At 65.1% G+C, this 24,142-nt stretch carries 24 protein-coding genes and 1 pseudogene; 4 read left to right on the top strand and 21 right to left on the bottom strand.

The window, feature by feature from the left end; genetic code table 11:
* Positions 1 to 4: 4 nt before the first annotated feature.
* The 19 genes from A5695_RS09065 to fabG all read right to left on the bottom strand — a co-directional run bounded on the left by A5695_RS09065 (position 5) and on the right by fabG (position 18,785).
* Complete coding sequence (locus tag A5695_RS09065; RefSeq protein ID WP_068080157.1) at positions 5 to 193, bottom strand: ferredoxin; 189 nt, start codon at positions 191 to 193, stop codon at positions 5 to 7.
* Entirely contained in the window at positions 193 to 1,569 is a 1,377-nt protein-coding gene (locus A5695_RS09060; RefSeq protein WP_369830169.1) for an aldehyde dehydrogenase family protein, read from the bottom strand. Before A5695_RS09060 ends, A5695_RS09065 begins: the two co-directional genes overlap by 1 nt.
* Positions 1,570 to 1,581: 12 nt before the next feature.
* A complete protein-coding gene (locus A5695_RS09055; protein ID WP_068080153.1) occupies positions 1,582 to 2,373 on the bottom strand; it encodes a coniferyl-alcohol dehydrogenase in 792 nt (263 codons plus the stop codon).
* A gap of 8 nt (positions 2,374 to 2,381) precedes the next feature.
* On the bottom strand, positions 2,382 to 3,647 hold the full coding sequence (locus A5695_RS09050; RefSeq protein ID WP_068080151.1) for a cytochrome P450: 1,266 nt from the start codon (positions 3,645 to 3,647) through the stop codon (positions 2,382 to 2,384).
* A complete protein-coding gene (locus tag A5695_RS09045) occupies positions 3,644 to 5,182 on the bottom strand; it encodes an acyl-CoA synthetase (RefSeq protein WP_068080149.1) in 1,539 nt (512 codons plus the stop codon). Before A5695_RS09045 ends, A5695_RS09050 begins: the two co-directional genes overlap by 4 nt.
* Positions 5,183 to 5,190: 8 nt before the next feature.
* Positions 5,191 to 5,595, bottom strand: coding sequence for an SCP2 sterol-binding domain-containing protein (locus A5695_RS09040; protein ID WP_068080146.1), 405 nt, complete (start codon positions 5,593 to 5,595; stop codon positions 5,191 to 5,193).
* A gap of 175 nt (positions 5,596 to 5,770) precedes the next feature.
* Positions 5,771 to 7,492 (bottom strand): class I adenylate-forming enzyme family protein, encoded by a 1,722-nt coding sequence (locus A5695_RS09035; RefSeq protein ID WP_068080141.1) that lies wholly within the window; start codon positions 7,490 to 7,492, stop codon positions 5,771 to 5,773.
* The gene (locus A5695_RS09030; protein WP_068080212.1) at positions 7,489 to 9,093 is read right to left on the bottom strand and encodes a class I adenylate-forming enzyme family protein; all 1,605 of its coding nucleotides are present in this window, start codon (positions 9,091 to 9,093) and stop codon (positions 7,489 to 7,491) included. The genes A5695_RS09035 and A5695_RS09030 overlap by 4 nt, the downstream gene beginning before the upstream one ends.
* 11 nt (positions 9,094 to 9,104) lie before the next feature.
* Complete coding sequence (locus tag A5695_RS09025) at positions 9,105 to 9,965, bottom strand: SDR family oxidoreductase (protein ID WP_068080139.1); 861 nt, start codon at positions 9,963 to 9,965, stop codon at positions 9,105 to 9,107.
* 12 nt (positions 9,966 to 9,977) lie between these two features.
* On the bottom strand, positions 9,978 to 11,171 hold the full coding sequence (locus A5695_RS09020; RefSeq protein ID WP_068080137.1) for an acetyl-CoA acetyltransferase: 1,194 nt from the start codon (positions 11,169 to 11,171) through the stop codon (positions 9,978 to 9,980).
* Entirely contained in the window at positions 11,161 to 12,480 is a 1,320-nt protein-coding gene (locus A5695_RS09015) for an OB-fold domain-containing protein (protein WP_068080135.1), read from the bottom strand. Before A5695_RS09015 ends, A5695_RS09020 begins: the two co-directional genes overlap by 11 nt.
* Complete coding sequence (locus tag A5695_RS09010; RefSeq protein ID WP_068080134.1) at positions 12,477 to 13,685, bottom strand: acetyl-CoA C-acetyltransferase; 1,209 nt, start codon at positions 13,683 to 13,685, stop codon at positions 12,477 to 12,479. Before A5695_RS09010 ends, A5695_RS09015 begins: the two co-directional genes overlap by 4 nt.
* A complete protein-coding gene (locus A5695_RS09005) occupies positions 13,682 to 13,918 on the bottom strand; it encodes a hypothetical protein (protein WP_068080131.1) in 237 nt (78 codons plus the stop codon). The genes A5695_RS09010 and A5695_RS09005 overlap by 4 nt, the downstream gene beginning before the upstream one ends.
* Complete coding sequence (locus A5695_RS09000; protein WP_068080129.1) at positions 13,919 to 14,449, bottom strand: aromatic-ring-hydroxylating dioxygenase subunit beta; 531 nt, start codon at positions 14,447 to 14,449, stop codon at positions 13,919 to 13,921.
* A complete protein-coding gene (locus A5695_RS08995; protein ID WP_068080127.1) occupies positions 14,446 to 15,696 on the bottom strand; it encodes a Rieske 2Fe-2S domain-containing protein in 1,251 nt (416 codons plus the stop codon). Before A5695_RS08995 ends, A5695_RS09000 begins: the two co-directional genes overlap by 4 nt.
* Entirely contained in the window at positions 15,693 to 16,487 is a 795-nt protein-coding gene (locus tag A5695_RS08990) for an enoyl-CoA hydratase/isomerase family protein (RefSeq protein WP_068080124.1), read from the bottom strand. The genes A5695_RS08995 and A5695_RS08990 overlap by 4 nt, the downstream gene beginning before the upstream one ends.
* A complete protein-coding gene (locus tag A5695_RS08985; RefSeq protein WP_068080122.1) occupies positions 16,484 to 17,287 on the bottom strand; it encodes an enoyl-CoA hydratase/isomerase family protein in 804 nt (267 codons plus the stop codon). Before A5695_RS08985 ends, A5695_RS08990 begins: the two co-directional genes overlap by 4 nt.
* Positions 17,284 to 18,054: an enoyl-CoA hydratase/isomerase family protein gene (locus tag A5695_RS08980; RefSeq protein WP_068080120.1), complete on the bottom strand. Its 771-nt coding sequence runs from the start codon at positions 18,052 to 18,054 to the stop codon at positions 17,284 to 17,286. The genes A5695_RS08985 and A5695_RS08980 overlap by 4 nt, the downstream gene beginning before the upstream one ends.
* The gene (gene fabG, locus A5695_RS08975) at positions 18,051 to 18,785 is read right to left on the bottom strand and encodes a 3-oxoacyl-ACP reductase FabG (RefSeq protein ID WP_068080118.1); all 735 of its coding nucleotides are present in this window, start codon (positions 18,783 to 18,785) and stop codon (positions 18,051 to 18,053) included. The genes A5695_RS08980 and fabG overlap by 4 nt, the downstream gene beginning before the upstream one ends.
* A gap of 109 nt (positions 18,786 to 18,894) precedes the next feature.
* On the opposite strand from fabG, the gene A5695_RS08970 reads away from it, so the two are divergent.
* A complete protein-coding gene (locus tag A5695_RS08970; RefSeq protein WP_068080117.1) occupies positions 18,895 to 19,692 on the top strand; it encodes an SDR family NAD(P)-dependent oxidoreductase in 798 nt (265 codons plus the stop codon).
* Between the two features lie 54 nt (positions 19,693 to 19,746).
* On the opposite strand, the pseudogene A5695_RS08965 reads toward A5695_RS08970, so the two are convergent.
* Positions 19,747 to 20,136 (bottom strand): annotated as a pseudogene (locus A5695_RS08965) (TetR/AcrR family transcriptional regulator); the annotation flags it as partial.
* Between the two features lie 390 nt (positions 20,137 to 20,526).
* Between A5695_RS08965 and A5695_RS08960 the strand changes: the two are divergent.
* From A5695_RS08960 to A5695_RS08950, 3 genes are all read left to right on the top strand, one after another.
* Positions 20,527 to 21,684 carry an acyl-CoA dehydrogenase family protein gene (locus tag A5695_RS08960; RefSeq protein WP_068080211.1) on the top strand — a complete coding sequence of 386 codons (1,158 nt, stop codon included), beginning with the start codon at positions 20,527 to 20,529 and terminating at the stop codon, positions 21,682 to 21,684.
* A gap of 282 nt (positions 21,685 to 21,966) precedes the next feature.
* Positions 21,967 to 22,584, top strand: coding sequence for a TetR/AcrR family transcriptional regulator (locus A5695_RS08955; protein ID WP_068080115.1), 618 nt, complete (start codon positions 21,967 to 21,969; stop codon positions 22,582 to 22,584).
* Entirely contained in the window at positions 22,581 to 23,231 is a 651-nt protein-coding gene (locus tag A5695_RS08950) for a TetR/AcrR family transcriptional regulator (RefSeq protein WP_068080113.1), read from the top strand. The genes A5695_RS08955 and A5695_RS08950 overlap by 4 nt, the downstream gene beginning before the upstream one ends.
* Before the next feature lie 296 nt (positions 23,232 to 23,527).
* Here the strand turns inward: A5695_RS08950 and A5695_RS08940 are convergent.
* Positions 23,528 to 24,142: phosphotransferase family protein (locus tag A5695_RS08940; protein ID WP_231974768.1), on the bottom strand; the 615-nt coding region annotated here is incomplete at its 5' end.

Below are 24,142 nucleotides of genomic sequence, written 5' to 3'. Positions count from 1 at the left end.
TCGGTCAGTCGATCGACAGCGCACCGGTAGGGCACTCGGCGATTGCCTGCTCGGTCGCTACGAGATCGTCACCCTGTGGGTCGGGTTGGACGACATGAGCCTGACCGTCGTCTCCGACCTCGAATGTGTGGGGAGCAACCATCTCGCACATGCCGATTCCCGAACAACGCGTGGTATCGACCCGGACAGCCATCAGAACATTCTCCTCATCAGATTCAGCGCGGTCCGCGAGTAAGGCGGATAGATCAGCGACGGGTCCGGTCGGCTGGTTTTGGCCAGCACCGCGCGACGATGCGACATCGTCTCGAACCCCCACCTGCCGTGATAGTCCCCCATGCCGCTGGCCCCGACGCCGCCGAAGGGCAGTTGGGGCACCAGGCAGTGCATCATCGCGTGGTTCACGACAACCCCACCCGAAGGGACTTGGTCGATGATCTGGCGCGCCGAGTCCGTCTTCTTGGAAAAGACGTACAGGGCAAGCGGTTTCGGCCTCCCGTTGACGTATCGGCACGCGGCGTTCGCGGAGTCCACCGCAACAATCGGCAGGATCGGCCCGAAGATCTCTTCGGACATCACCGGCTCCTCAGGTGTTGGGTTGACGATGACGGTCGGTTCGATACGCAACTGCGCCCGGTCAGAGTTCCCGCCAAGGACGATGTTGCCGTTTGTTTGTGAGATCAGCGCGACGAGCCGGTCGAACTGCCGTTCATTGACGATCGGAAGGCTGGGCGCGCTCTGGAAGCGTTCCACATAGCGGCAGATCCGCTCAACGAGTCTTTCGGAGACAGCCGATTCGACGAGCACGTAGTCCGGAGCGATACATGTCTGACCAGAATTGATCAGTTTGGTGTAGGCCAATCGGCGCGCCGCCACTTCGATGTCGGCGTCGGCGGTCACGATCGCCGGGCTCTTTCCGCCGAGTTCGAGCGTCACCGGTGTCAGCGTCGGCGCTGCCGCGGCCATGATCTTTCGGCCGACTTCGGTGCCGCCGGTGAAGAAGGCGTGGTCGAAACCGGACGCCAGCAGTTGCTGAGTCGTCGCGGCGTCGCCTTCGACAACGCGCACCGCGTCGCCGTCGAGGTAGCGCGGTACCAGATCGGCGATGAGCGAGGACGTCTTGGGCGCCAACTCAGAGGGTTTGATCACGACGCAGTTGCCGGCCGCCACCGCGGCGACCACCGGCGCCAGCGCGAGATAGAACGGATAGTTCCACGGCCCGATCACCAGCACGGCGCCCAGCGGCTCGTACTGCACCCAGGCCCGGCCGGGAAGTTGGGCCATCGGCACCGAGACCCGTTGCCGGCGCATCCATTTGCGCAGATTCTTGCGCGCGAAGGTGGCCTCAGCCTTGGTGGACGCCACGTCGCCGAGCCATGCCTCGAACGGGGTGCGACCAAGATCGGCCGCCAGCGCCTCGGCGATGTCGGCCTCGCGCTCCGCACACAACCGCTCGATTCCCTCGAGCTGGTGCCGACGCCAGTCGAGCGAGCGGGTCCGTCCGCTGGCGAAGACGTCCCTTAGGTCGGCGAGAACGGTCGATGAGTCCGCCGAAACAGCGGGTGTGCGCACGCTGGTCACGACCTAGATCTCCGGGGCGGGAACGACGCCCGTGATGACAGCACCGGTGACTCCGCCGTCGATGGCCAGTGCCTGGCCGTTGACCCACCGGGCGTCGTCAGAGGCCAAAAACAGGATCGCCGAGGCGATATCGTCGGGCACTGCATGCCGGCCGAGCAGTTCGCGGAGTCCATCCAGGGTGTCCTTGCCCATGGTTTCTTCAAAGTCTGCCAAGATCGGAGTTTCCACGGGCCCGGGCAGCACGGCGTTGATCCGCAACCCCATCTCGTGCAGCGCCAGTCCCATCGACATGGCGTAGACGGAGGTGACCTCTTTGGAGAAGTTGTACGCATTGCCTTGCTGCGGATGGTCTTTGAACCATGCCGCGCCCTCTTCGAAGGTGTCGGTGGCCAACAGATCTCTGATGTCGTCCAGCCGTTCGGCCCACCCGAAACCCGCCGTGGAGGACACGATCGTCACCGAGCCGCCCGGGACGAGCCGATCCAGGAACGCCTCGGTCAGGTGCCGGACGGCGAGGCTGTTGACGGCCAGCACCAGTTCGGCGGGCGCGGTGCCGGGGATTCCCGCTACTTGAATCAACCCGTCGTAGGGCCCGTCGAGCTGTTCGAGCGCCGCGTCGATGCTGCGTGGGTTGGCCAGATCGACCTCGACGTGCCGCGTCACCGCCGCGGTCGGAGCGTTGCGGTCGAGGCTGACCACCTCTGCGCCGGCGGCGAGCAGTTGTTCGGCTACGGCGTGTCCGATACCGGAGGCGGCACCGGTCACCACATAGCGCTTGCCTGAGAAGTCGGCCATGGTTCCTCCTAGTCGAGGGTGTAGGGCAGGTGCTTGACGGCAGTGATGAAGTTGCCCGTCAGGTATTCCGGCTCGCCGACCCGCAGATTCGGTGCGCGGAAGATCAATTCGCGGAAGATCGACTCCAGCTGCATCTTGCCCAAGAAGGCGCCCATGCAGAAGTGCGGCCCGCCGCCGCCGAACGAGACATGCGGGTTCGGAGCGCGGGTGATATCGAATTCGTTGGGCCGGTCGAACACCCGCTCGTCGCGATTGGCCGACGAGTACACCATCGTCACCCAGTCCCCCTTACGGATGTGCTGACCGCGCAGCTCGGTATCCTGCGTCGCCGTGCGCCGGAACGTCATCACCGGCGTGGTCCAGCGGACGAACTCCTCCATGGCGGGCTTGATGTGTCCGCTGAAATCCTTCTGCAGCAACGCTTTCTGCTCCGGGAAACGGTCCAGTGCGATAGTGGAGAACGTCGTCGTGGTCTTTGTGGTGTCATTGCCGGCCACCGACAGCAGGACGAAGTAGGGGCCCAGCTCATCATCGGTGAGCTGCCGACCGTCGACCTCCGCCTGTACTAACGAGGTCATCAGGTCGTTCTCCGGCTTCTCCCGGCGGGCCTGAGCCAGGCCGATCCCGAGGTCGAGCAGGCCGACCAGTGAGTCGGTTAGCACCTCGCCCGGTTCGCGACCGGCCGCCACGTCGGGGTCGGCCCACGACACCATGCCCTCGGCGAGACGTGCCGCTTCGTCGCGCTGCTCCTCGGGCAGGCCGAGCATCTCGTAGATGGTCCACATCGGCAGCCGCTTGGACACCTGCTCGACGAAGTCGCCGTCTTTGGTCTTGAGCAGGTCGTCGACAATGGATTTCGCTTGGTGCTCGATCTGGTCTTTGATTTTGGCGACCTGCCGCGGGGTGAAGACCGAGCTGACGAGCCTGCGCAGGCTCGAATGCGCCGCGCCGTCCATGCCGAGGAACGATTGCGTCGCGTCGAGCATCTCCTCTGGCACTGCCTCGAACGTGATTCCCTGTCCCGAACAGAAGATTTCGGGATTCTTGCTGACGTAGCACACGTCCTCGTGCCGGGTGACGACCCAGACACCGTCGATCTCGGGTTCCATCATCGAACCCTCGATCGGGCGGTGCCAGCTGACTGGGCGTTCGTCGCGCAGGATCTTGAACGCCTTCTCCCGCTCGTCGAAGCTTTGCGCCCAGAAGTCCAGCGACGAAATGCTCACCGGGTCATAGGGTGGTCGGTCGACCTCGCGGGCTGCCTCAGTGGTCATGCGCTTGCCTCCAAATAACGTTCTCGCAGTGTTCTTTTGACGAGTTTGCCGGTGGCCGAGCGCGGCAACTCGTCGACGAAGTCGACCGACTTCGGTGCTTTGAAGTGCGCAAGGCGATCTCGCACATAGGCGATCAGCTCGGCGGCGAGATCGTCGTCACCGACGATGCCATCGCGTAGCTGGACCACGGCCTTGACCTGTTCACCCATTTCGGCGTCCGGCACGCCGATCACCGCCACATCGAAGATCTTCGGATGCAATGTGAGCACGTTCTCGATTTCCTGGGGATAGATGTTCACCCCACCGGAGATGATCATGAACGACTTGCGGTCGGTCAGAAACAGGTACCCATCCTCATCGAGATATCCGAGATCACCAACAGTGGACCAGTTTTCGTGCTCCGGGTGGCGCGAGCTCGCCGTCTTCTCGGGATCGTTGTGGTAGACGAACGGCACCACGTCACGCTCGAAGTAGACAGTGCCCACCTCTCCGGCGGGCAACTCACGGCCGTCGTCGTCACAGATGTGAACGACGCCCAACACGGCCCGGCCGACCGACCCGCGCTTGGTGGGCCATTCGGCCGCGGTCATGATCGTGGTTCCGTGCGCCTCGGTGGCGCTGTAGTACTCCACCAGAATCGGTCCCCACCACGCCAGCATGGCGTCCTTGACCTCCGGTGGGCACGGTGCGCCGGCGTGTACGGCGAGCCGCAGCGACGAGGTGTCGTACTTGAGGCGTGTCGCTTCCGGGAGCTGGAGCAATCGCACGAACATCGTGGGGACCATCTGGGTGACCGTGACGCGGTAGCGTTCGATCGCAGCGAGTGCATTCTCGGCGTCGAATTTCTTCATCAGCACCACCGTGCCGCCGAGCGCCTGGACAGCGGCGCAGTACTTCAGCGGAGCCGCATGGTAGATCGGCGCGGGAGACAGGTAGACGTCGTTATCGCTCAGCCCGAATACCTTGCCCAGCATCGCCGAAAGCGGGTCACCGGGCTCGTCAACCTGGATTGGCAGGAGGTGCGGCTTGATGCCTTTGGGCCTCCCGGTTGTCCCCGATGAGTACAGCATGTCGGAGCCACGGGGTTGATCGGCCAACCGTGGGCCCGCGTTCGCCACTAAGTCCTCATAGGATGCGTAACCCTGGAGTGCGGCCCCGTAAGCGAAGCGGTGATCCACATCGGCAATCTCGCTGACCACCTGCACTGCCAGGTCGCCGACGCCCGCTGACGCGAAGAGGACGCGAGCACCGCTGTCGTGCACGATGTAGGCCACCTCAGCAGCCGCCAGGTGACGATTGATGGCGGTAACGTAGAGTCCCGAACGCAGTGCTGCCCAATAGATTTCGAATGCCTCAGCGACGTTGTCAGTGAGCATCGCGATGACGTCGCCACGGCGCAGGCCGAGCTCGTGCAGCGCGGCGGCGAGGCGAGCCGATCGATCATCGAGCTCGCCGTAGGTGAGTACCTCATCGGTCTCGGCGATGATGACAGCCGGCCGCTCAGGTGCGGCGGCGGCGTGGGTGCCCGGGTACATCGGCGGCCCTAGACCAGCAGATCGTCGCGGCCGTCGTCCTTCAGCCGCTGAATGTAACCCGGGTACAACTTCTTGCCCAGTGGAGCCAACTTGAGCAGGCTGGCGACATTACCCTCGACGCGGATCTTCTTCTTCGCCATAGCCAGCGGCAGATTGACCTTGCCCTGCCAGTAGGCGTTGCCCGTTTCGGCGGTCATCGACATCGTGGCCATCGGCGGCGCTCCGCCTTCGAGGCCCTCGCGGACGGATTTGTTTGCCATGTCAATGACGACGAGCGCCTCCGGGTCGGTGAAGTCGAAGGCCACCACCAATCCGGTACCCACCAGCTTGGGCCCGATCTCCGCGTCGTCGAAAGCGGTCTCGAAGATGCCTCCGATGTATTTCGCGACCTCCCCCGAGTTGTTGAACCCCACTGTCCTCACTCCTTAATCTGCGTTAAAAAACCTGTGACGGCGACCATACTCGCCGCCAACGGCGGACAAGTCAACATTGCCGGCCGGGTCCGGGGCGCCGGATGCGGCCGGGGCCGACACCAGTCACTCCGTCGACGAGCGACTGCTACCAACCGTACAATATTTTTTATTCTTGTTAAATTATTTCGCTGGTTGTGTGTTCGTCAACGGGCTGCTGTTGGAGCTCGGCGGCCAGTTTGAATTTCTGCACCTTCCCGGTTGGGGTCAGTGGCAATGCCGCAGGCTCCCGGAAGACGACGCGCTTGGGGACCTTGAAGTTGGCCAGTCCGGCGCGGCATCGGGAGAGCACGTCGTCCGCACTCAGGATCACCCCTGGAGCCGGAACGACAACCACGCAACCGATCTCGCCCCACTGCCGATCGCGCACCCCGACCGCATAGGCCTGGCTGATGTCGTCGCAGCTGGTCAACAGATTTTCGATCTCTACGGGCATGACCAGTTCGCCACCGCTCTTGTAGAGCTCTTTGCTGCGGCCGGACACTGTCAGGTAGCCGTCGGCGTGGACGCGGCCGATGTCTCCGGAATGCACCCACCCATCCCGCAGCGTCTCGGCAGTCTGCTCGGAGAGGTTCCAATAGCCCAACATCGTGGCAGGTCCTTGCGAGACGAGTTCGCCCTCACAGCCATCCGTCAGCGCAGCACCGGTCTCCGGGTCAACGGTCCGATACGTGCACAGCGCGTCGGTGTCGGGCACGCCGGCGACGCCCGCAAGCTTCGGCTTGCCGACCGTGCGGGCAGTAACGGCGAGGTCGTCCTCGGGCAGCGTCAGGGTCATGCATCCCCCGGCCTCCGTCATGCCGTAGCCGGTGACGATTTCGCCTACGCCGAAGGTGTCGGCAAGCTGAGTCCACAACTCGACAGGTCCCGCGGCCGAGCCGCACAGGATCGCGTGCCACGAGCTCGAGTCGCGGTCGTGTTCGTGCCGAACCGGACTCTGCAGCAAAGCCAGCGCCATAGTCGGCACACAGAGAATGTCGTTGGCCTGATGCCTGGCTACCCCGCGAAGATAGGCATCGGCGTCGAAGGACGTGTGCAGGATGACTGCGCCCCCGACAAACATGACGGCCAGCAGGCCCTCGACGTAGCCGAACATGTGGTAGCACGGCAGGGAGAACAGGACTCGGCGGCCGTCTTCGAAAGCTCGGGTCAGAGCCGAGGCGAAGCCGGTGCGCAGCACCGCATCATGGGTCAGCACAACCCCCTTGGGAAACCCGGTGCTGCCCGAGGTGTACAGGATGTCCGACGGCGTCGTCGGGCCGACAGCCGGCAGCGGGACTTCGGCGCCGAGCGTGTTGACCCGTTGCGCCGTCCAGACCCCGGGTCGCGCGGCGATCCCGTCGGTCGGCACCACGACGACGTGCCGCAGCTCAGGCAGATCTGCGCGGGCCCGCGGGATGTGCTCCCATGACGGTACGACCTCATCGAGCAGTTGTTGGTAATCGGTCTGTCCATGTGCGCTCATCGTGATCAGCACCCGGCATCCCGAATCGCCGAGCACGTAACGCAACTCGTCGCGGCGGTACAGATAGTTGAATGGCACCGCGATCGCCCCAAGGCGTGCTATGGCGAACTTCACCGTCACGAACTCGGGATGGTTGGCCATCAGCAGGCCCACCCGGTCGCCGGGACGAACTCCGAGCGTCGCCAGGCCACGCGCGAACTGGGAAGACTCGGCGGCCACGTCGCGGTAGCTCATGGTGCGCTCATCGGTGATGACCAGCGGTCGCGAATCGTATTCTGCGGCGCACACCTCAAGCCAGTCCCCCAGCGAATGCAGGTTCCAGTGCGAAAACCGCGACCGGATCGCGGCCCTGCGCTCCCTGATCGCGGGCGTCATAGCTCGGTCAGCTCCCCACGCAGAATGGCCTCCCGCAGCACGAAACGCTGGACCTTACCCGTGGTGGTACACGGCACCTCGTCGGCGACGAACCAGCGCTCCGGGATCTTGTGCGGCGACGTACGCGACCACAGCAAATCGGTGAGCTCGTCTTTGAGGCGCGCGCCCGGCATCTGCGTACGGATGACCGCCGCGACGATCTCCCCAAGCCGTTCGTCGGGCAAGCCGAGCACCACCGCCTGATCGACGCGCGAATCCCGATCGAGGAGCCCCTCGACCTCGGCCGGTGAGACGTTCTCCCCGCCGCGGATGATGAGTTCCTTGAGTCGGCCCGTGACGGTGAGGTAGCCGCGCTCGTCGATCATGCCGAGATCGCCGGTGCGCACGAATCCCTCATCGTCGAGCGCTGCAGCAGTGGCCTCGGGATCATGCAGATATTCGAGGAATTGTTGATACCCGCGCGCGCAAATCTCTCCGACCGTGTCCACCTCGGCGACCTGGCCGTGGGCGTCAACGATCTTGCACTCCACCTGCGGCAGCGGCCGTCCTACCGTGGTCAGCCGATCGTGACGCGTATCGCGGGGGCGCGTCAGCGTCAACACGGGGGCGAGTTCGGTTTGCCCGAACAGGTTGACAACCGTTCCGCCAAAACAGGATTCGGCAGACAAGATCAGCTCCGCCGACACGTTCGAGGCTCCGCCGAGCATCAGCCGCAGTTGCGGCGCAGGACTTTGACGGCTGCGTTGCGCGGTCACCAAGGCCGACAGGATCGCGGGCACGTAGAACAGCACCTCGATGCGCTCGCGGGCCAACGAGTCCAGTACCGGGTCGGGACTGAACCGCTCCACGAGCACTACCGTTCCAGCGCTCCACAATGGGCCCAGCGTCGAGATGACGCAGCCGGCGGTGTGAAACATGGGCAGCGGGTTCAAAAAGCGCGTGCCGTGGCCGGCGTCGACCGCTTCCAGCGTCAGCTTGGCGACGTTGACGATCGCGCGGTGATTGAGCAGCACGCCTTTCGGACGCCCGGTAGTGCCCGAGGTGTACTGCAGCATGACGGCTTGGCCGGCGTCGCGGGTCTCCCGCTCGCGCAACAACGAATCGTCGACCACGTCGGCGCGCCAGCGCGTTCGTTGCGACAGCGAAACCAGCTGCAGCTGCGGCAAATGCGCGCCGACCTGTTGGGCCACGTCGGCCGTCGACCGATCTCGCACACGGTCGGCGTACACCAGGACTTTCGCCTGAGAATGGGTCAGTGCGTAGTGCAGTTCTGCTTCGCTGAGCATGGGGTTGAGTGCCACGAGCACCACGCCGGCCATTGCCGCGCCGTATTGCACCAGCGGCCATTCGGCCATGTTCGGCGCCCAGATCGCCACATAGTCGCCGGGCTCGGTCAGCTTCGACAACGCGGCGGCGACGTGCCGCGACTCCTCGTAGAGCTCGCTGTACGTCAGCCTGACTGCATGACCGTCATGACCGACACCGACAAGCGCTTCGCGGTTGGGGTGGCAGGAGGCTCGAGCGCCGAGTAATTCGCCGACGGTGGTGTCGATGACCGTCGCGCTGGTGTCGGCGGCGACGTGCGCGCTGGGCCGACGCATCGAAGCCCCGCTCACACGGGGTTGACACCCGGCTTTGCTGCGGTCATGTCGCTGATCTCGGCCCACTTGTCGGCGATCTCGTCGAGTGACGGGGCCTCGCTGAACGTCACCCCATCGTTTTGGAACTGTGCGACCCGTTGGACGAGTCCGCCGCCGACGACGAACACCGAGCCGGTGTCCGAGTTCTGTGCCGACACCAAGTAGCCGACCGCGGGAGCCACCAGCCGAGGGTCGAGCTTGTCGAGCACCTCCTGCGGCGCGATATCGGCCGTCATTCGCGTTGCAGCCAACGGTGCGACCGCGTTGGCGGTGATGCCGTATTTGGCGCCCTCGATCGCCAGCGTGTTGATCAGACCGACCAGACCCGCCTTGGCCGCACCGTAGTTGGCCTGCCCGAAGTTTCCGTACAGCCCGCTGGTCGAGGTGGCCACGACGATCCGCCCGAACTTCTGCTCGCGCAGGTGCGGCCACGCCGCGCGGAGGACGTTGTATCCGCCGTAAAGGTGGACCTTGATCACCGAATCCCAGTTCTCCGACGACATCTTGTGGAAGGCGCCGTCCCGCAAGATGCCCGCGTTGCTGACCACGCCGTGCACGGCGCCGAACTCGGTGAGTGCCGAGTCGATCACCTCGGCCGCACCCTCTTCGGTGGCCACCGACGAGTAGTTGGCTACGGCGCGGCCGCCCGCGGCGCGAATCTCCTCCACCACGGTGTCAGCCATCGACGTTCCCGATCCCGATCCGTCCCGGGCACCGCCCAGGTCGTTGACGACGACGAGAGCTCCGTTGGCGGCGAGGAATTGGGCGTAGGCCCGTCCCAGCCCACCGCCGGCGCCGGTGACGACGATGACTCGGTCTTGAAGTCCTGACACGTGTGCTCCTTACTAGCTCGTGCGATCGCGAGAGACGACCGAGACGAAGGACACGCATCCTCCCGGCCGTCCACCGAGGTTGTGGGTTAAGGCGAGATGAGGGTCATCGAGTTGCCGGTCACCGGCCTGCCCGCGGAACTGCAGCCACGCCTCGTAGAGCATCCGCAGACCACTCGCTCCGACCGGGTGACCGAAGCTTTTCAAACCTCCGTCAACATTGACCGGAAGCCGTCCGTCGCTGTCGAATTCGCCGGCCAGGACGTCTTTCCATCCCTGCCCGCGGTCAGCGAACCCCAGATCCTCCATCAGCACGATCTCGGTGGGAGTGAAGCAGTCGTGCACTTCGGCGAGGGACAGCTGCCTGGCGGGGTCGGTGATCCCGGCCTGCGCGTAGGCGTCTTGGGCGCTCTTGACGACTTCGGGGAAGGTGGTGAAGTCGTAGCCGGCGTCGACGCTGCCGCGCCCCGAACCCGCCACCAATGCCAGCGCCTTGACGTACATCGGAGCCTCGGTGTACTCGTGAGCGCGGTCCGCCGGCACGATCAGCGCGCATGCGGCGCCATCGGAGACTCCGGAGCAGTCGAAGACACCGAGCCGCCCAGCAACCTTTGCGGCTTTGTCGATCACTTCTTTGTCGACTGGTGATCGGAACTGCGCCTTGGGATTTCGGGCACCGTTGGCATGGTTCTTCCAGGCGACGTGGGTCATCGCCGACCGCATCTCGTCGGGATGGACGCCATGGCGGGCGCAGTAGGCGGGGTCGAGCAGCGAGAAAGCCGCCGGTGCGGTCATCGACAGCTCCGAAGCGGTGCCGTCGCCCGGCGGGTCCTGACGCAGCAGACCGGAATAGCCGGAGTCCTTGAGCTTTTCGACACCGACGGCCATAGCGACGTCGTAGGCGCCGGAAGCCACCGCGTAGCAGGCGTTGCGGAACGCCTCCGACCCAGTCGCACAGAAGTTTTCGACACGCGTGACCGGTTTGTCATCGGTTCCGATGGCGCGGCTCAGGGTGAGCCCGCCCAGGCCGGAGCTCAACGTGCCCAGCCAGTAGGCGTCCACGTCCTCGCGTGCGACCCCGGCGGTCTGCAGGCATTCCTGATACGCCTCGAGGATCAGGTCGTCGCTGGAGGCATCCCAGCGTTCCCCGAACTTGGAACATCCCATTCCCACAACCGCGACTTTTCCGGCGATCCCGTTACTGGCCATCGAGTAGTGCCGCCTTCCAGAAGTAGTCGTGCACGTCGCCCGCGGTGAACAGGCGGCGGAACGTGAAGCCCACCCGCGCGCCGACGGTCAGTCGCTCAGGTTGCGCATCGGCGACCTCGAGCGTGCACCGGCCGCCTCCGTCCACGTCGACAGCCACCTGTACCACCGGCGGTGACGGGGAGTACGCGAGATGGTCGACCGTGAAGGTCGCGACAGAGCCGCGCAGTGTCGCCGCCGGTGCGGCCACCATCGCGTCGATCCTGCCGCAGGATCGACACGTCCGGGCGGGCGGCATGTGTACGAATCCGCAATTGGCACAACGCGTTCCGACGAAGCCAAACTTCCACGAGCTGTTGCGGCCCGCCGGCGGTGCGGCCGCGCGTTCGGGCTCGGGTCGACGTGGCGGCTCCAACTCGAGCAGGCCACGCCACGACAGGTACGTCAGCCGGTCGACGGCGATTCCCCCACTGAGTTGCTGGGCCACCGGGCGTGGCTGGCGGCGCTCGGCCAGCGCGGGGCACACGCGCAGCACCAAGGCGTCACAGCCGTCCGTGGCCGACAGCAAAAGGATGGTGTCACCCGGTTCCGCGGTATCGAGCGATGCGCACAGCGCCAGTGTGGCGTCCGCGGCTCCGCAGAATCCGATCGGCGGTGTGACGACCGACTTCTGACCCTTGACCAGGGTGGCGGCGCGCTTGACGACCGCGGAGTTCGGGCATGCCAGGGCAACGTGATCCACGTCAGCAAGACCTGCGGCCTGTAACGCCTCGGCGGCACAGTCGCGGATCAACGTTGCGTAACGCTCGAATCCAAACCGCTCCTCCCACTGCTGGCCAAACGAGCGGGTTGGCAGCCGCCAGCGATCGAGGAACTCCGCCGTGCGCGTGGCTGTGGCAAGCGGTTGGGCGATCGGCTCGCCGTCGCCGAATCTCAGTGCCGCCGCACCGTCGCCGCCGCGCTTCTCATCGGCCGATCCCGCCCGGCCGATGCGCACATCCGCGGCTACCGCCGTGCCGCCGCCAGACGCGGCGGCACGGATGGCGGCGAAGGCGCTGCGGCCGGTACCGCACAGGTCGGTGGCAAACACTGCAGAGTCCAGACCCAGGGCGGCGTGGACCGCGCAGGCATTGGTCTTGTCGCTATAGGCCGGCGTGCTGGTCGAAAAATACAGCGCCGTCGACTCGTCCGAGCTGATTGCCGCAGCCGCTGCGACCGCCATGGTGGTGGAGTCCTCATCGAAGCCGGCCACCACGCGCTTGCCCACCCGATGGGCAGGCAGGTACGCGGCGTAGGCGAGCAATGGCTTCATGCGACTCCCCGGAACACCGCGGCAAGGCCCTGGCCTCCGCCGATACACATCGTTTCGAGCGCCAATCCCCCACCGCGCCGCTCCAATTCGTGCAGCATCGTAGTCAGAATCCGCACCCCCGTCGCCCCGATCGGATGGCCCAGCGAAATTCCCGACCCGTTGACGTTGAGCCGGTGATCGACGTCGTCGAGTTTGACACCCCAGCCTGACAGCACGGCAAGCACCTGAACCGCGAACGCTTCGTTGATTTCGATCAACGCAAGATCATCGAACGTCAAACCCGTTCTGCCAAACAGCTTTTCGACTGCGCCGACCGGGCCGATACCCATCCGCGACGGCTCACAACCGACGGCGGCCCAAGCTTCGAGAAAGCCCAAAGGTTGCAGACCGAGCGGATCCAGCATCTCCTCTGCAACCACGAGGCAGGCCGCGGCGGCGTCGTTCTGCTGGCTGGAGTTCCCAGCAGTGACCGTGCCGCCGCTGGTAATGGGCTTGAGCCTGCTCAGCGACTCCAAAGTTGAGTCGGCGCGCACGCCTTCGTCCCGATCGACGACGACTGGATCCGCGCGTCGCTGGGGAACTTCTACTGCCACCACCTCTTCGGCGAAGAGTCCCGCGTCCCACGCGGCAGCGGCCCGCTGATGGCTGCGCACCGCGAACGCGTCGGCTGCCTCACGATCGATGCCGTAGTCGAGGGCCAGGTTCTCGGCGGTCTCGATCATGCCGCTGATGACACCGAATCGCCATGCAGGCTGCGACATCTCGCGGCCACGATCGAGCCGGTCGTAGAGCATCTGGTTGCCCGCCCGACTCCCCCAGCGCGCGCTGGTCGTGTAGTGCTCGATGTTGCTCATCGACTCCACGCCCCCGGCGAGCACCACATCGGCGGCACCGGTCTGCACCGTCATCGCGGCGGTGATCACGGCCTGCAGTCCGCCCCCGCAGCGGCGGTCGATCTGAAGGCCCGGCACGGCGGTCGGCAGGCCCGCATTCAGCGCGATCCAGCGGCCGATGCACGGCGCCTCCGAGTTGGCGTAGGACTGCGCGAAGACGACGTCCTCGATCAGCTCGGCCGGTACGCCACTACGCTCGATCACCGCCTTCACCACAGGCACGGCGAGGTCCTCGGCGCGCACCGGCCGCAAACTGCCCCCGAAGGTGCCGACCGCGGTGCGTACCGGAGCGACGATTGCCGCACGCCTCATGACTCCCCCCGCCATCTGCTGCGGGACGGATCCATCAGCGCGGTCAACGTCGGCTCAGGCAACCAGACCAGGGTTTCCAGTTCCAGCGCATCGAGGAAACGAACCCGCCCGGTTCGCAGATCTTCGAGTCGAAGACGCCGCGAGTTCGCTTCGCCGTCAACGGAGACCGATACCTCGGCGAACTCGCTCCCGATGATCGGCGGCAACCCCTGGTCGTCGAATTGGATACCCATTCAGATCAGGAACCCCAGGGTGGGCAGCGGCTTGTCGTTGTCGACCAGCACCACTTTCTTATAGGCCAGGCGCAAGCCGGATTCGGTCCGTCGAATTCGATAGGTGACCCGACCGCCCCACAGGTGGTTCGCGCGCGCACGCGACTCGAGCAACAGGAAGTTGGCGCCCACCTCGAGGTCGGCGCCTCCGTCCGGCGCCTCGCGGGTACCGAGGAATTCGATGTTGGACAACGACCGGCGCAAGTTGGACACCGGTGCAGCTGCGTACCGCCGCCCGGTACGAGCCTGTTTGAGCCGCGTGCGAATACGACTCCGGTTGTCGTAGATCACCGACATCTGTCGGAGCGGATCGGAGTCCGCCTCGTTGGCAGGCACCCAGTACAGGGCGTCATCGGTCCACAGCGCCTCCCAGGCGTCGTAGTCACTCTCGTCGGCGTAGCGCGCTTCGCGGAACAGGAACTGTTCGACCTCGAAGCGGTCGAACCCTGCGGGCAACGGCGACAGCGTGGCATCCGGCACGGTGGCAGTCATTTGTCCTCCATCAACGTTCGGTAGTGCGACCAGAATCCGCGCATGCCCGTCTCGTCCGTCGGGCCACCGATGGTGAAGCCCTCGGCATCGACCCGCTCCCGGTTCAGTCCTCGCCGCACGTCCAACCACTCGGGGCTCAGCGCCTCCAGCCCGCGCTGGTTGCGTTCGTACATCTCGGTGTCGTCGGCCAAGAGCATCCCCGCCGGCCCAACAGAACCGATGCACTGAGACACCATGCGCCGGTTGAGTTCCGGCGCACCGACTAATTGGACGGCCGTCGAGTACTGCACGCACTCGTTGACGGCGACGGGTTGAATATTGAACACCTGTATCTCGGCGATGAACAGGTTGGGAAAGATCATCACGTGCGGGGCGCCCTCGATGAGGATCTGTTCTGCCTCGGCTCCGTATTTGGCGCGCATCGCCGCGACGTAATCGGGCACCCGGGACTCGGTGGTGCCGAACCAACGCATCGGCTCGGCGAATTTGCGGAATTCGGGCCGCAAGTCGTTCTCGCTGTGACCGCCACCGAGGTCGCGGGTGACGGCGGTCGAGGAATCTCCGTAGAGTGGTCCGATGGTGCTTCCGGTGACCCCGAAGATCGAACCGTGCACGAACTGCGGGTGATATCCGTCGGTTTCGTTCTCGGCCAACAACTTCCAGTTGGCGCGGGTTTGGTGTTGTAACCAGCCGGCGTTCAGCGCGACCTTGCCCTCTGGCGAGAGCCGGGTGAGGCGGTCGATTTCCCCCGCGGCGGCACCGAGGTGCTCGACCAGGCTGGGACCGTCGGGGGCGAAGCTGCCGAACACGAAGCCGCCGTAGCTGTCGACGCGCGGCACGCGTCCCAGCGGCATGTCGAGCTGGCGTTGGCCGTAACCCTTGAAGAAGGGGAATCCGACGAGTTCGCCGGTGTTGCGGAATGTCCACCCGTGATACGGGCAGCGAAATGTCCCGGAGTTGCCTTTGGCGTCGTCACACACCTGGTTTCCCCGGTGAGAGCAGCGGTTCAGCAGCAGGTGGATTTGGCCGTCGCGGTCGCGAGTCATGATGACGTCCTGCCGGCCGAGCTGCTTGCGCACGTAGTCGTTGGGCTGAGCGACCTCACTTTCGTGGCCCACGTAAACCCATGTGCGGTACCAGATTTTGCGCAGTTCCTCGGCGAAGATGTCGGGGTCGGTGTAAAGCGAGCCGTGCACGCGCTCACGCTGGATCAGCCGGTCGAGGCGGTCGTTGAGCACCGAAGTCATGATGGCACTCCTTGGGGTAGGTCTGTGCGGCCGAACCGCGGGGTGCGCTTCTCCTGGAAGGCGGCGACACCTTCAGCGAAGTCGTCGGAGCCGAAAAGTTCGGCCTGTTGATTGGCTTCGAGATCCAAGACGTCAGTGCCGGACAGTCGCGGCGCTTCGGCGAGCATGCGTTTGATGGCTCCCAGTGCCTGCGCCGGTCGCGCGGCAAGGGCACGCGCATCCTCTAAAGCCGACTCGAGGCAATGGCCCGGATCGGCCAGGTCGTCGACTAGACCCTGGGCCAGTGCCGTGTCTGCGTCGACTGGCCTGGCCATCAACAACATCTGGCGGGTGCGCGCCACCCCGATGCGGGCCGGTAGGGAGGCGTAGGCGCCCATGTCGCCTGCAAGTGCCACATTGAGGAACGTGGTCGCGAAGCGGGCGTCCTTGGCGGCGACGACCCGATCGCAGGCGGCGGCCAGTGCCAGACCGGCGCCCATCGCGCCGCCTTCCACCGCCGCGATCACCGGCTTAGGCGTATTCCAGATGGCGCGAATGACACGCTGCGCCAACTGGGCCCGCTCCAGCGCCTCGGTGGGCGACATTCGCTGCATCGTGGAAATGTCACCGCCCGAACAGAACATCGGACCGGCTCCCGTGAGCACGATGGCTCGCACCGTTGCGTCGCGGTCCGCAGCTTCGAGTGCATCCGCCAGGGCCAGTCGAAGCGGAATATCAATGGCGTTGCGAAGCTTTGGTCGATTGAGCGTGATCGTGCGGACTGCGCCCGAGTGCTCGGTCAGTATCGTCATCGGCCGACGAACCTCGCAGGTCGTCGCTCGATGACCGCGCGGAGCCCTTCGAGAGCGTCGGCGGTGCCGGACAGCTCCGAAACGGTACGGGCCTCCTCGGCGAGGCGCTGCTCCACCGATTGCCCGACCCCGCTCCACACCAGCCGCTTGGTGGCCGACAACGCCAGCGGCGGCAATTCGGCGAGTTGCGCGACCAGCTCCTCGGCGCGCCAAGTCAAAGCATCGTCGGGTACGACTTCGGTGATCAGTCCGATCTCGAGGGCCTCAGCGGCGGTCAACGTGGGGTTCGTCAGAAGGATGCGCAACGCTTGGCGAAGGCCGACCAACTGGGTCAGCGTCACCGACGAGCCGCCGTCGGGTGCCATCCCCACCCGCACGGCGCCGGAGAAGAACTTCGCTGACTCTGCGGCCACCACCAGATCGGACGCGCAGACCAAACCCATGCCGCCGCCTCCAGCGGCGAAACCCTGTACGGCCGTCACCACGGGCACCCGCAGCTGTATCAACGCGGCCGTCGCCAGTTGCAGCCACGCCGTGGCCTCGCGCAGATAAGCGGGCAGCTCTTCGCCCTTGGATTCGAATGTCTTCACATCGCCGCCGGCGCAGAAATTACGCCCTGCGCCGGTCAGCAAGACGACGCGAACGTCGGGGTTTGCATGGCACGCCAGGATCGCCTCGTGCAGGGCACGCAGCAGCGGCACGTCGAGCCCGTTGGACGCCTCGGGCCGGTTGAGTTGCAGCCGGGCGACGCCGCCGGCGCTCGTCTCCAGTGCGACCGGCACGTCGATCGATTTGGTCATCTGTGCACCTTCGTTCCTGATCTGCCGGCGAACCGGTCTGCGCCGCTACCGCCGGCGATGATGTGTTCGACGACAGCGGTCTGCTCGGCGTCCAACGCCTCGTGCAGCGGCCGAGCAGCGCCCGAACGCACCAGCCGTTTGATCGTTACGACGGACTCGCGCTGCCGCGTCGCCAACTTCTGCACGAAGCGGTCGACCCCGGCATCGAATTCGGCGGCGGGAAGACTCCGGTAGGCCAAGCCGAGGTCGACGGCCTCCCGGCCGGATATCTGATCACCCGACAGCAGCAGACCCAGGGCCCGCTGCGTGCCGACGATGCGCGGCAGTCGCGCGGTACTCCCCCCGCCGGGGATCATGCCGAACTTCACATGACTGTCAGCGATGCGCGCGTCATCGCTGACCAGGACGATGTCGGCCGCCTGCATCAACTCGAACCCGCCGGCAGCGGCCACACCTCGAACGGCCGCGACGATGGGAACCTCGGCAGCCGCGATGGCGTCACCGGCGGCGCGAAAGGCGCTGAAGAGTTCGCTCAGTGCCGCGGCGCCCTGCGCGCGAAGGCGTTCGACTTCGTCGAAATCACCACCGGCACAGAAGTTCTCGCCGGCGCCGGTGATGACGACTACCCGCACCTCGGGATGGGTGCCCAACTCGGTGACCGCACCCGCGAGTTCGCGCGCCATCGAGGTTGTGATGGCGTTCAACCGATCCGGCCGGTCGAGGACGATCGTGGCGACGCCAGCGTCGACCGCGTGCGAGATGCTCACATGTACCTCCCACCGCCGACCTCCAGCACCGCGCCGGTGATGTAGCTGGAGAGGTCCGACCCGAGGAAGACAACTGCGCCCGCGACCTCCTCGGCGCGCCCCGCACGCTTCATCGGGACCGCGGCCTCACGTTCGGCGAACACCTCGGGGGGCATCGCCTCGGTCATCGGAGTCCGGATCAGCCCGGGTTGAATCGCGTTGACGCGCACGTTGTGGTGCGCGACTTCCTTGGCGGCCGCCTTGGTCAAGCCGACGATGCCCGCTTTGGCTGCGCTGTAGTTCGTCTGCCCGGGGTTGCCGGACTTGCCCGACAGCGACGAGATATTGACGATGCTGCCGTACTTCTGCTCGCGCATCACCGCCGATGCGTGCCGGACGCCCAGCCATGTCCCGCGAAGTCCGACGGTGACGACGGCGTCGAAGTCGGCCACGGTCATCTTCCGCATCGACGCATCGCGGGTGATGCCGGCGTTGTTGACGAACACGTCGAGTCGCCCGTGTTCGGTGACGGCTCGCTCGACGAGCTGCTGCACATCTTCGTCTGAGGTGACGTCGCACACCACTCCGAGGCTGTCCAGATCGTCGGCCGTTGACTTCACGGCGGCCTCGTCGAGATCGGCCAGTACCACCTTGGCGCCGTGCGCCCGGAGCAGGCGGGCGATCTCGGCACCAATACCGCGGGCGCCGCCGGTGACCACGGCGACCTTGTCGCTCAACAGCGGCTCAGCCACGCGTAACGCCCCGGAGAGCCTGGTGGTCATAGACAAATTTAAACATAATTTCTAATCTAGGTTAAACCAATTGCACCACTCAACCAACCCCGCCCAAGGAGGGATCATCGTGGATCTGGGACTAGCGGGCGCTCGGGTCGTCGTCACCGGCGGAGCGTCGAACATTGGCCGGGGCATCGTTCATGCGTTTGCCGCCGAGGGTGCGCGAATCGTGTTGAACGACATCGACGAACCGCAGGCCAAGAAGGTGCGCGACGAAGCTCTGGACCGCGGTGCCGCAGCGGTTGAGTTGGCGATCGCGGACCTTACCGAGGCCGGCGGCGGCGAGGCCGCCATCGGCGCGGCTGTCAGCGCATGGGGCGGCATCGACGTTCTGGTGAACAACGCCGGCTGGAGCGTGCCGGGATTTATAGCCACCGACACCGATCGCGACAAATGGCAGCGCACGATCGAGATCAACCTATTCAGCGCGATCGCCGCCACTCAAGCCGCCATTGAACCGATGAAGGACGCCGGCGAGGGTGCGATCGTCTTCATTGCCAGCGAAGCGGCGTTCGGGCAGATCCGTCAGGGGGTTTACGGCGCTTCGAAGGCGGCGATGGTGGCACTCGCGCGTACGACGGCGCGAGAGCATGGACGGCACGGTGTGCGCTCCAATGTCATCTGCCCCGGCCTGGTGATTCCGGACGGCCCCGACGCGGTGGGCGCCGCCAGCCTCTGGTCGGTCGGGCAGGAAAACGTCTTCAATGAGAAGCAGATCGACTACATGCTCAAGGACACCCCACTGCGGCGACTGACCACCGCCGATGACATCGGTCGTGCGGCCGTCTGGTTCGCCTCCCCTACTGCTGCGAGACAGATCACGGGGCAACTGATTTCGGTCAGCGGCGGCTACACCATGCCGTGACGGCGCTGCCGGCGCGGCGGCGGTCGCTGTGAATGCTCAGCCACCGCCGCCGCGTCACCCGTAGAGCGCGCCGTGCCACATCGCGATGAGTGGCCCGAGAGCCGATTCCTCGTCGGGCAGCGAAGGATCCACCCCGAGTCCTGCGATGTAAAGGACCCGCTCGGTCCCCCAGAACAACGTCGCGGCCAACGTCCGACTCGACTCCGCCGATGTGACGAGGCCGGCGTCGCGTTGGCGGTCTATCTCCGCGGCGCCGGCGCTGACGAACCGCTCCGCAATGCTCAGCCACAAACTGTGTAGGTCGGGATCGGAATGCCCGTGGTGAGCCGTCGCCCGCAAGACGACGCGATGCCGGTGCCAGGCCTGCGTGACCTGCGTCAGGCTTCGCCTCAGCGCTTCATCGACCGAGTCCTCATCCGACCGAGCCAGAAACGGCTGCACGGTGTACCGCCAGCAAGCTGCGAGCCAACGATGGCCAACAGGAAGTTAATCCAAATTCAAATCGGCCATACATAGTGTATGAACACTGTGTATAGTGTGAGCCAGTACACAACGGCCTCACGCGGACGGTCCGGCCGTTTCTCGTCAGATGCGTGTGAATTCTGCAGGCCACCCGCGACGCGTTCGGCCAGTGCGGTTGGCCCACGGCCACGTTCCAAGCCGTCAACCGCGTCAACGGCACCGGGTCACCCACGGCCGCGCTGACGGTGGCGGCGCTTCTACCATTGGCAACGGGACTGATGCCGTCTCCGCGCACTTGGATGCGACACCCTACTTAATCTATATTAAAATTTGCCGCCGCTCCGCAGGATAGCTAAAAGGAAGGTGCTCGCGATGCACACAGGACTGTCGGACGAAGAGACGATGCTGGTCGACACCGTGCGCAAGTTCATCGATCGCGACGTCAAGCCGACGGTTCGCGAGGTGGAGCACGCCAACTCATATCCTGATGAGTGGATTGACCAGATGAAGAACATCGGCATCTACGGGCTCGCGGTCCCCGAGGAATTCGGCGGTTCCCCGGTATCGACCCGTTGCTACGTACTCGTCACTCAAGAACTCGCACGGGGTTGGATGAGCTTGGCCGGCGCGATGGGCGGCCACACGGTCGTCGCCAAGCTGCTCGCGAAGTTCGGTACCGAGGAGCAAAAGCAGCGCTACCTGCCGGCGATGGCCACTGGTGAGCTTCGGGCCACCATGGCACTCACCGAACCCGGCGGCGGATCCGACTTGCAGAACATCTCGACGCTCGCCATCGCGCAGGGTGAGGACTTGAATATCAAGGGATCCAAGACGTGGATTTCCAACGCCCGCAGGTCCGGTCTGATCGCGTTGCTGTGCAAGACCGACCCGAACGCTCAACCCAAGCACGCCGGTATCTCTGTGGTGTTGATCGACAACCCCACGGCGGGGCTCACGATCTCGCGGGACCTCCCGAAACTTGGCTACAAAGGCGTTGAAAGCTGCGAGCTATCGTTCGACGACTGTCGGGTTCCGTCATCAGCGATCCTGGGAGGCCAACCGGGCCAAGGATTCTCACAGATGATGCGCGGCCTCGAGATAGGCAGAATTCAGGTCGCGTCACGCGCCCTAGGAGTCGCGAGCGCTGCGCTCGAAGATGCCCTGACATATAGCCAGCAGCGAGAAAGCTTTGGTAAGCCCATCTGGAAACACCAAGCCATCGGACACTATCTCGCCGACATGGCGACCAAGCTGATGGCAGCACGTCAGCTCACCCTCCACGCCGCCGACCGCTATGACAGCGGAGACCGCGCTGATATGGAAGCCGGCATGGCGAAACTGTTCGCCTCGGAGGTCGCCATGGAGATTGCGCTCGATGCGGTGCGCATACACGGCGGGTACGGCTATTCCACTGAGTACGACGTTGAACGCTACTTCCGCGATGCTCCCCTGATGATCGTGGGCGAGGGCACCAACGAGATCCAGCGCAACGTAATTGCCGGTCAGCTGGTGTCACGAGGCGGAGTCTGAGTTTCTCCCCGGACCCATCCTGCCGTTCACGCTAGGGCGTGTCGATGCTCGCCGCAGGCCTCCCACATCCTTCCCGGCGTCGGTCACGTCCAGATGACTGATGACCCCGCGCTGGTGGTGCGCATGCCGGACGTCATCGCCAAAGCCCACTAGCAAGGACGCGCCGCGGGTCGAGGTGCGGTCGGGCGAGCTTGATGATGACACTGCCACCCGCTCATATGCCGTCTGACGTGTGCAGACCCTCCCCCTGTGCGAGCGCGGAGCCGTAGAATCGCAAGGAACATGGAACCGGCAGCCAGCCTCGCGGATGACCGCCGCGCGCAGTACACCAGACGTATCAGGGCCGCTGTGGAGCGGCTACTCGAGCAATCGTCATTCACCAGCCTCAGCGTCGAAGACATCATTCGGGAAGCTCGGATCGCCCGCTCGACTTTTTACGTCTACTTCGCCGACAAGGGACAGATGCTGGGTGCGCTCACCGAAGACCTGCTCGACGACGCGCTGGTCGCTGTCCAGGGGTGGTGGGAGCTGCCGCCCACGGCCGAGTACGCGCAGCTGCGCACAGCGATGGCCGGGTTCATCGGCTTCTTTGAGCAGCACAGCGCGTTGCTCAAGGCGGTGATCGACGCGTCGGCCTACGACCCGGTCGCGGCGGAGGGCTTTGCGCGGATGGTGCAATCTGGACAGGACGGGATTGCCGAGCACATCCGAGCCGGACAGCACCTGCACGCTGTCTCGCCCGATATCGAGCCGGACGTCGTCGCACGTTGGCTCGTCCGACTCGTCGAACAGGGGCTGTACGACCAGATTCCGGCGGCCAGCCCACAGCGGCACGAGCGGCTGATCGACGCGATCAGCATGATCAGCTGGAACGTGTTATATCGAGGGGCACGCGGATGAGTTCGGTGACGCGCAAATCTCGCAGCGTGCGCGGCCGACGCCGCGAGGAGATCAGCGAAAAGATGATGACAACCGCCGAAACGCTGTTGTCGGACGGCGCCAATTTCATGCAACTGTCGATGGGCCAGCTCTGCGGTGCCGCGGAGGTGCCGCGCTCAACGTTCTACCTACACTTCGCAGATCGAGCCGAACTCTTAGCCGACTGGTTGGCTGTCATCTCCAGCCGGCTAGAGCAAGTGGGTGCGGCCTGGTGGCAACTCGACGGCAGCGCGGTTCGCGCCGATGTCGAGGCGGCCCTAGCCTTCCTCGTCCACACGTACCGCCCACACGCGGCACTCATGCGCGAGCTGTACGCATCGGCGGCGTATGAGCCGATCCTACGAAAACAAGTCGACGTCATCACCAGGCGCAATGTCGAAAGGCTGTGTCGGCACATCGAAGTCGGGCAGCGAGAGGGCTTCGTGTGTACGGACCTACCGCCGATGGAGACCGCCGCGTGGCTGATGGCGATGGCAGCACGCGGTCAGCACACCCTGGTCGCGGGCGCCTCCGAACCCGAGGTCGACCGACTGGTTAAAGGCTTGGCGGACATTGTGTGGCTCAGCCTCTACGCGTACGCGCCATCACGCACCGGCGACAGCGCATAATCTCAGCTTCGGTTACCGATGAAGTATTGCGAGTCGCCAGTCGGCGCGTCGGCACCGGTGACTTCGGCCAGCAGCCGGGTGGCGGAGGTGCGCGACGGTGAACCCGGTGAGTTCCTCGTATCTCGAGACCAGCTCGCAGCGCGTGGGGAACCCCTGCGGCAGCGGGATGTCGATGGCATCGCTGAACAGCCGAAACGTGCCCAGCCACCAACCGAGGTCGAGTTCGGGGGCTACCAAGGCTGACCGCTTCCCAATCGATGATCCCGGAGACGGTCAGGTTCTCGGCGAACACGATGTTACCGATGCGCGCGTCCCCCCCAACTGATGACGCGCGGCTCGGACACGCGGGGGCGGTTGGCGCGAACCCACTCGAAACCCGCCGCGACTCCAGGGTTCGCCGTGCCGTCGGTGGCCCAGTGAAACGCCTTCTCCCAGTGGTCGATTTGAGCGCCGAGAGTGTCCCCGTCTACTGGGCCGTACCGACCGATGTCGTTCAGCCCAACGGCGGCGGGATCGACCCGATGCAATGACGCCATCGCGGCGAGTCCATTGTCGAGAGCGATCCTCTTGCGTTGCGGCGAGAGTCCATAGAACCAGCCCGTCGTCGTGAACGGCGGATCGTCGGCAGGTGTGGTGCCCGTCAACCGCTCCATGATGAAGAATGGCGCGCCGACGGCGTCGACATCGCCCACGTAGCAGAGCACTTCGGGTATCGGCAGGTGAGCGAGACGGCGCAGTCTGTTCATCACCTCCGCTTCGAGATCGAGGTCGTAGCTGTAGAACATGCCGCGGCCGGCGGGGGCGACACGTGCGACCAGATCGCGCCGTACGCGCACGCCGTCTGCGCGCCACGTCGCGGTGAACATCACAGTCTCGGCGGATAATCCGCTCGCGGTGCAGATGTGGACATC

The organism is Mycobacterium sp. E1747 (assembly GCF_001667775.1).
In the GTDB taxonomy this organism is placed as follows: domain Bacteria; phylum Actinomycetota; class Actinomycetes; order Mycobacteriales; family Mycobacteriaceae; genus Mycobacterium.
This window is presented reverse-complemented; position numbering and strand designations above follow the sequence as displayed.

Bases quoted from the DNA above. Each gene is read 5' to 3' on its own strand.
- A5695_RS08960 (WP_068080211.1), top strand. From the start codon at position 20,527: ATGCACACAGGACTGTCGGACGAAGAGACGATGCTGGTCGACACCGTG.
- A5695_RS09030 (WP_068080212.1), bottom strand. From the start codon at position 9,093: ATGCGTCGGCCCAGCGCGCACGTCGCCGCCGACACCAGCGCGACGGTC.
- A5695_RS09000 (WP_068080129.1), bottom strand. From the start codon at position 14,449: ATGACTGCCACCGTGCCGGATGCCACGCTGTCGCCGTTGCCCGCAGGG.
- A5695_RS09035 (WP_068080141.1), bottom strand. From the start codon at position 7,492: ATGACGCCCGCGATCAGGGAGCGCAGGGCCGCGATCCGGTCGCGGTTT.
- A5695_RS09065 (WP_068080157.1), bottom strand. From the start codon at position 193: ATGGCTGTCCGGGTCGATACCACGCGTTGTTCGGGAATCGGCATGTGC.
- A5695_RS08985 (WP_068080122.1), bottom strand. From the start codon at position 17,287: ATGACCAAATCGATCGACGTGCCGGTCGCACTGGAGACGAGCGCCGGC.
- A5695_RS08950 (WP_068080113.1), top strand. From the start codon at position 22,581: ATGAGTTCGGTGACGCGCAAATCTCGCAGCGTGCGCGGCCGACGCCGC.
- A5695_RS09015 (WP_068080135.1), bottom strand. From the start codon at position 12,480: ATGAAGCCATTGCTCGCCTACGCCGCGTACCTGCCTGCCCATCGGGTG.
- A5695_RS09010 (WP_068080134.1), bottom strand. From the start codon at position 13,685: ATGAGGCGTGCGGCAATCGTCGCTCCGGTACGCACCGCGGTCGGCACC.
- A5695_RS09020 (WP_068080137.1), bottom strand. From the start codon at position 11,171: ATGGCCAGTAACGGGATCGCCGGAAAAGTCGCGGTTGTGGGAATGGGA.
- A5695_RS09005 (WP_068080131.1), bottom strand. From the start codon at position 13,918: ATGGGTATCCAATTCGACGACCAGGGGTTGCCGCCGATCATCGGGAGC.
- A5695_RS09050 (WP_068080151.1), bottom strand. From the start codon at position 3,647: ATGACCACTGAGGCAGCCCGCGAGGTCGACCGACCACCCTATGACCCG.
- A5695_RS08955 (WP_068080115.1), top strand. From the start codon at position 21,967: ATGGAACCGGCAGCCAGCCTCGCGGATGACCGCCGCGCGCAGTACACC.
- A5695_RS08995 (WP_068080127.1), bottom strand. From the start codon at position 15,696: ATGACTTCGGTGCTCAACGACCGCCTCGACCGGCTGATCCAGCGTGAG.
- A5695_RS09055 (WP_068080153.1), bottom strand. From the start codon at position 2,373: ATGGCCGACTTCTCAGGCAAGCGCTATGTGGTGACCGGTGCCGCCTCC.
- A5695_RS08990 (WP_068080124.1), bottom strand. From the start codon at position 16,487: ATGACGATACTGACCGAGCACTCGGGCGCAGTCCGCACGATCACGCTC.
- A5695_RS09045 (WP_068080149.1), bottom strand. From the start codon at position 5,182: ATGTACCCGGGCACCCACGCCGCCGCCGCACCTGAGCGGCCGGCTGTC.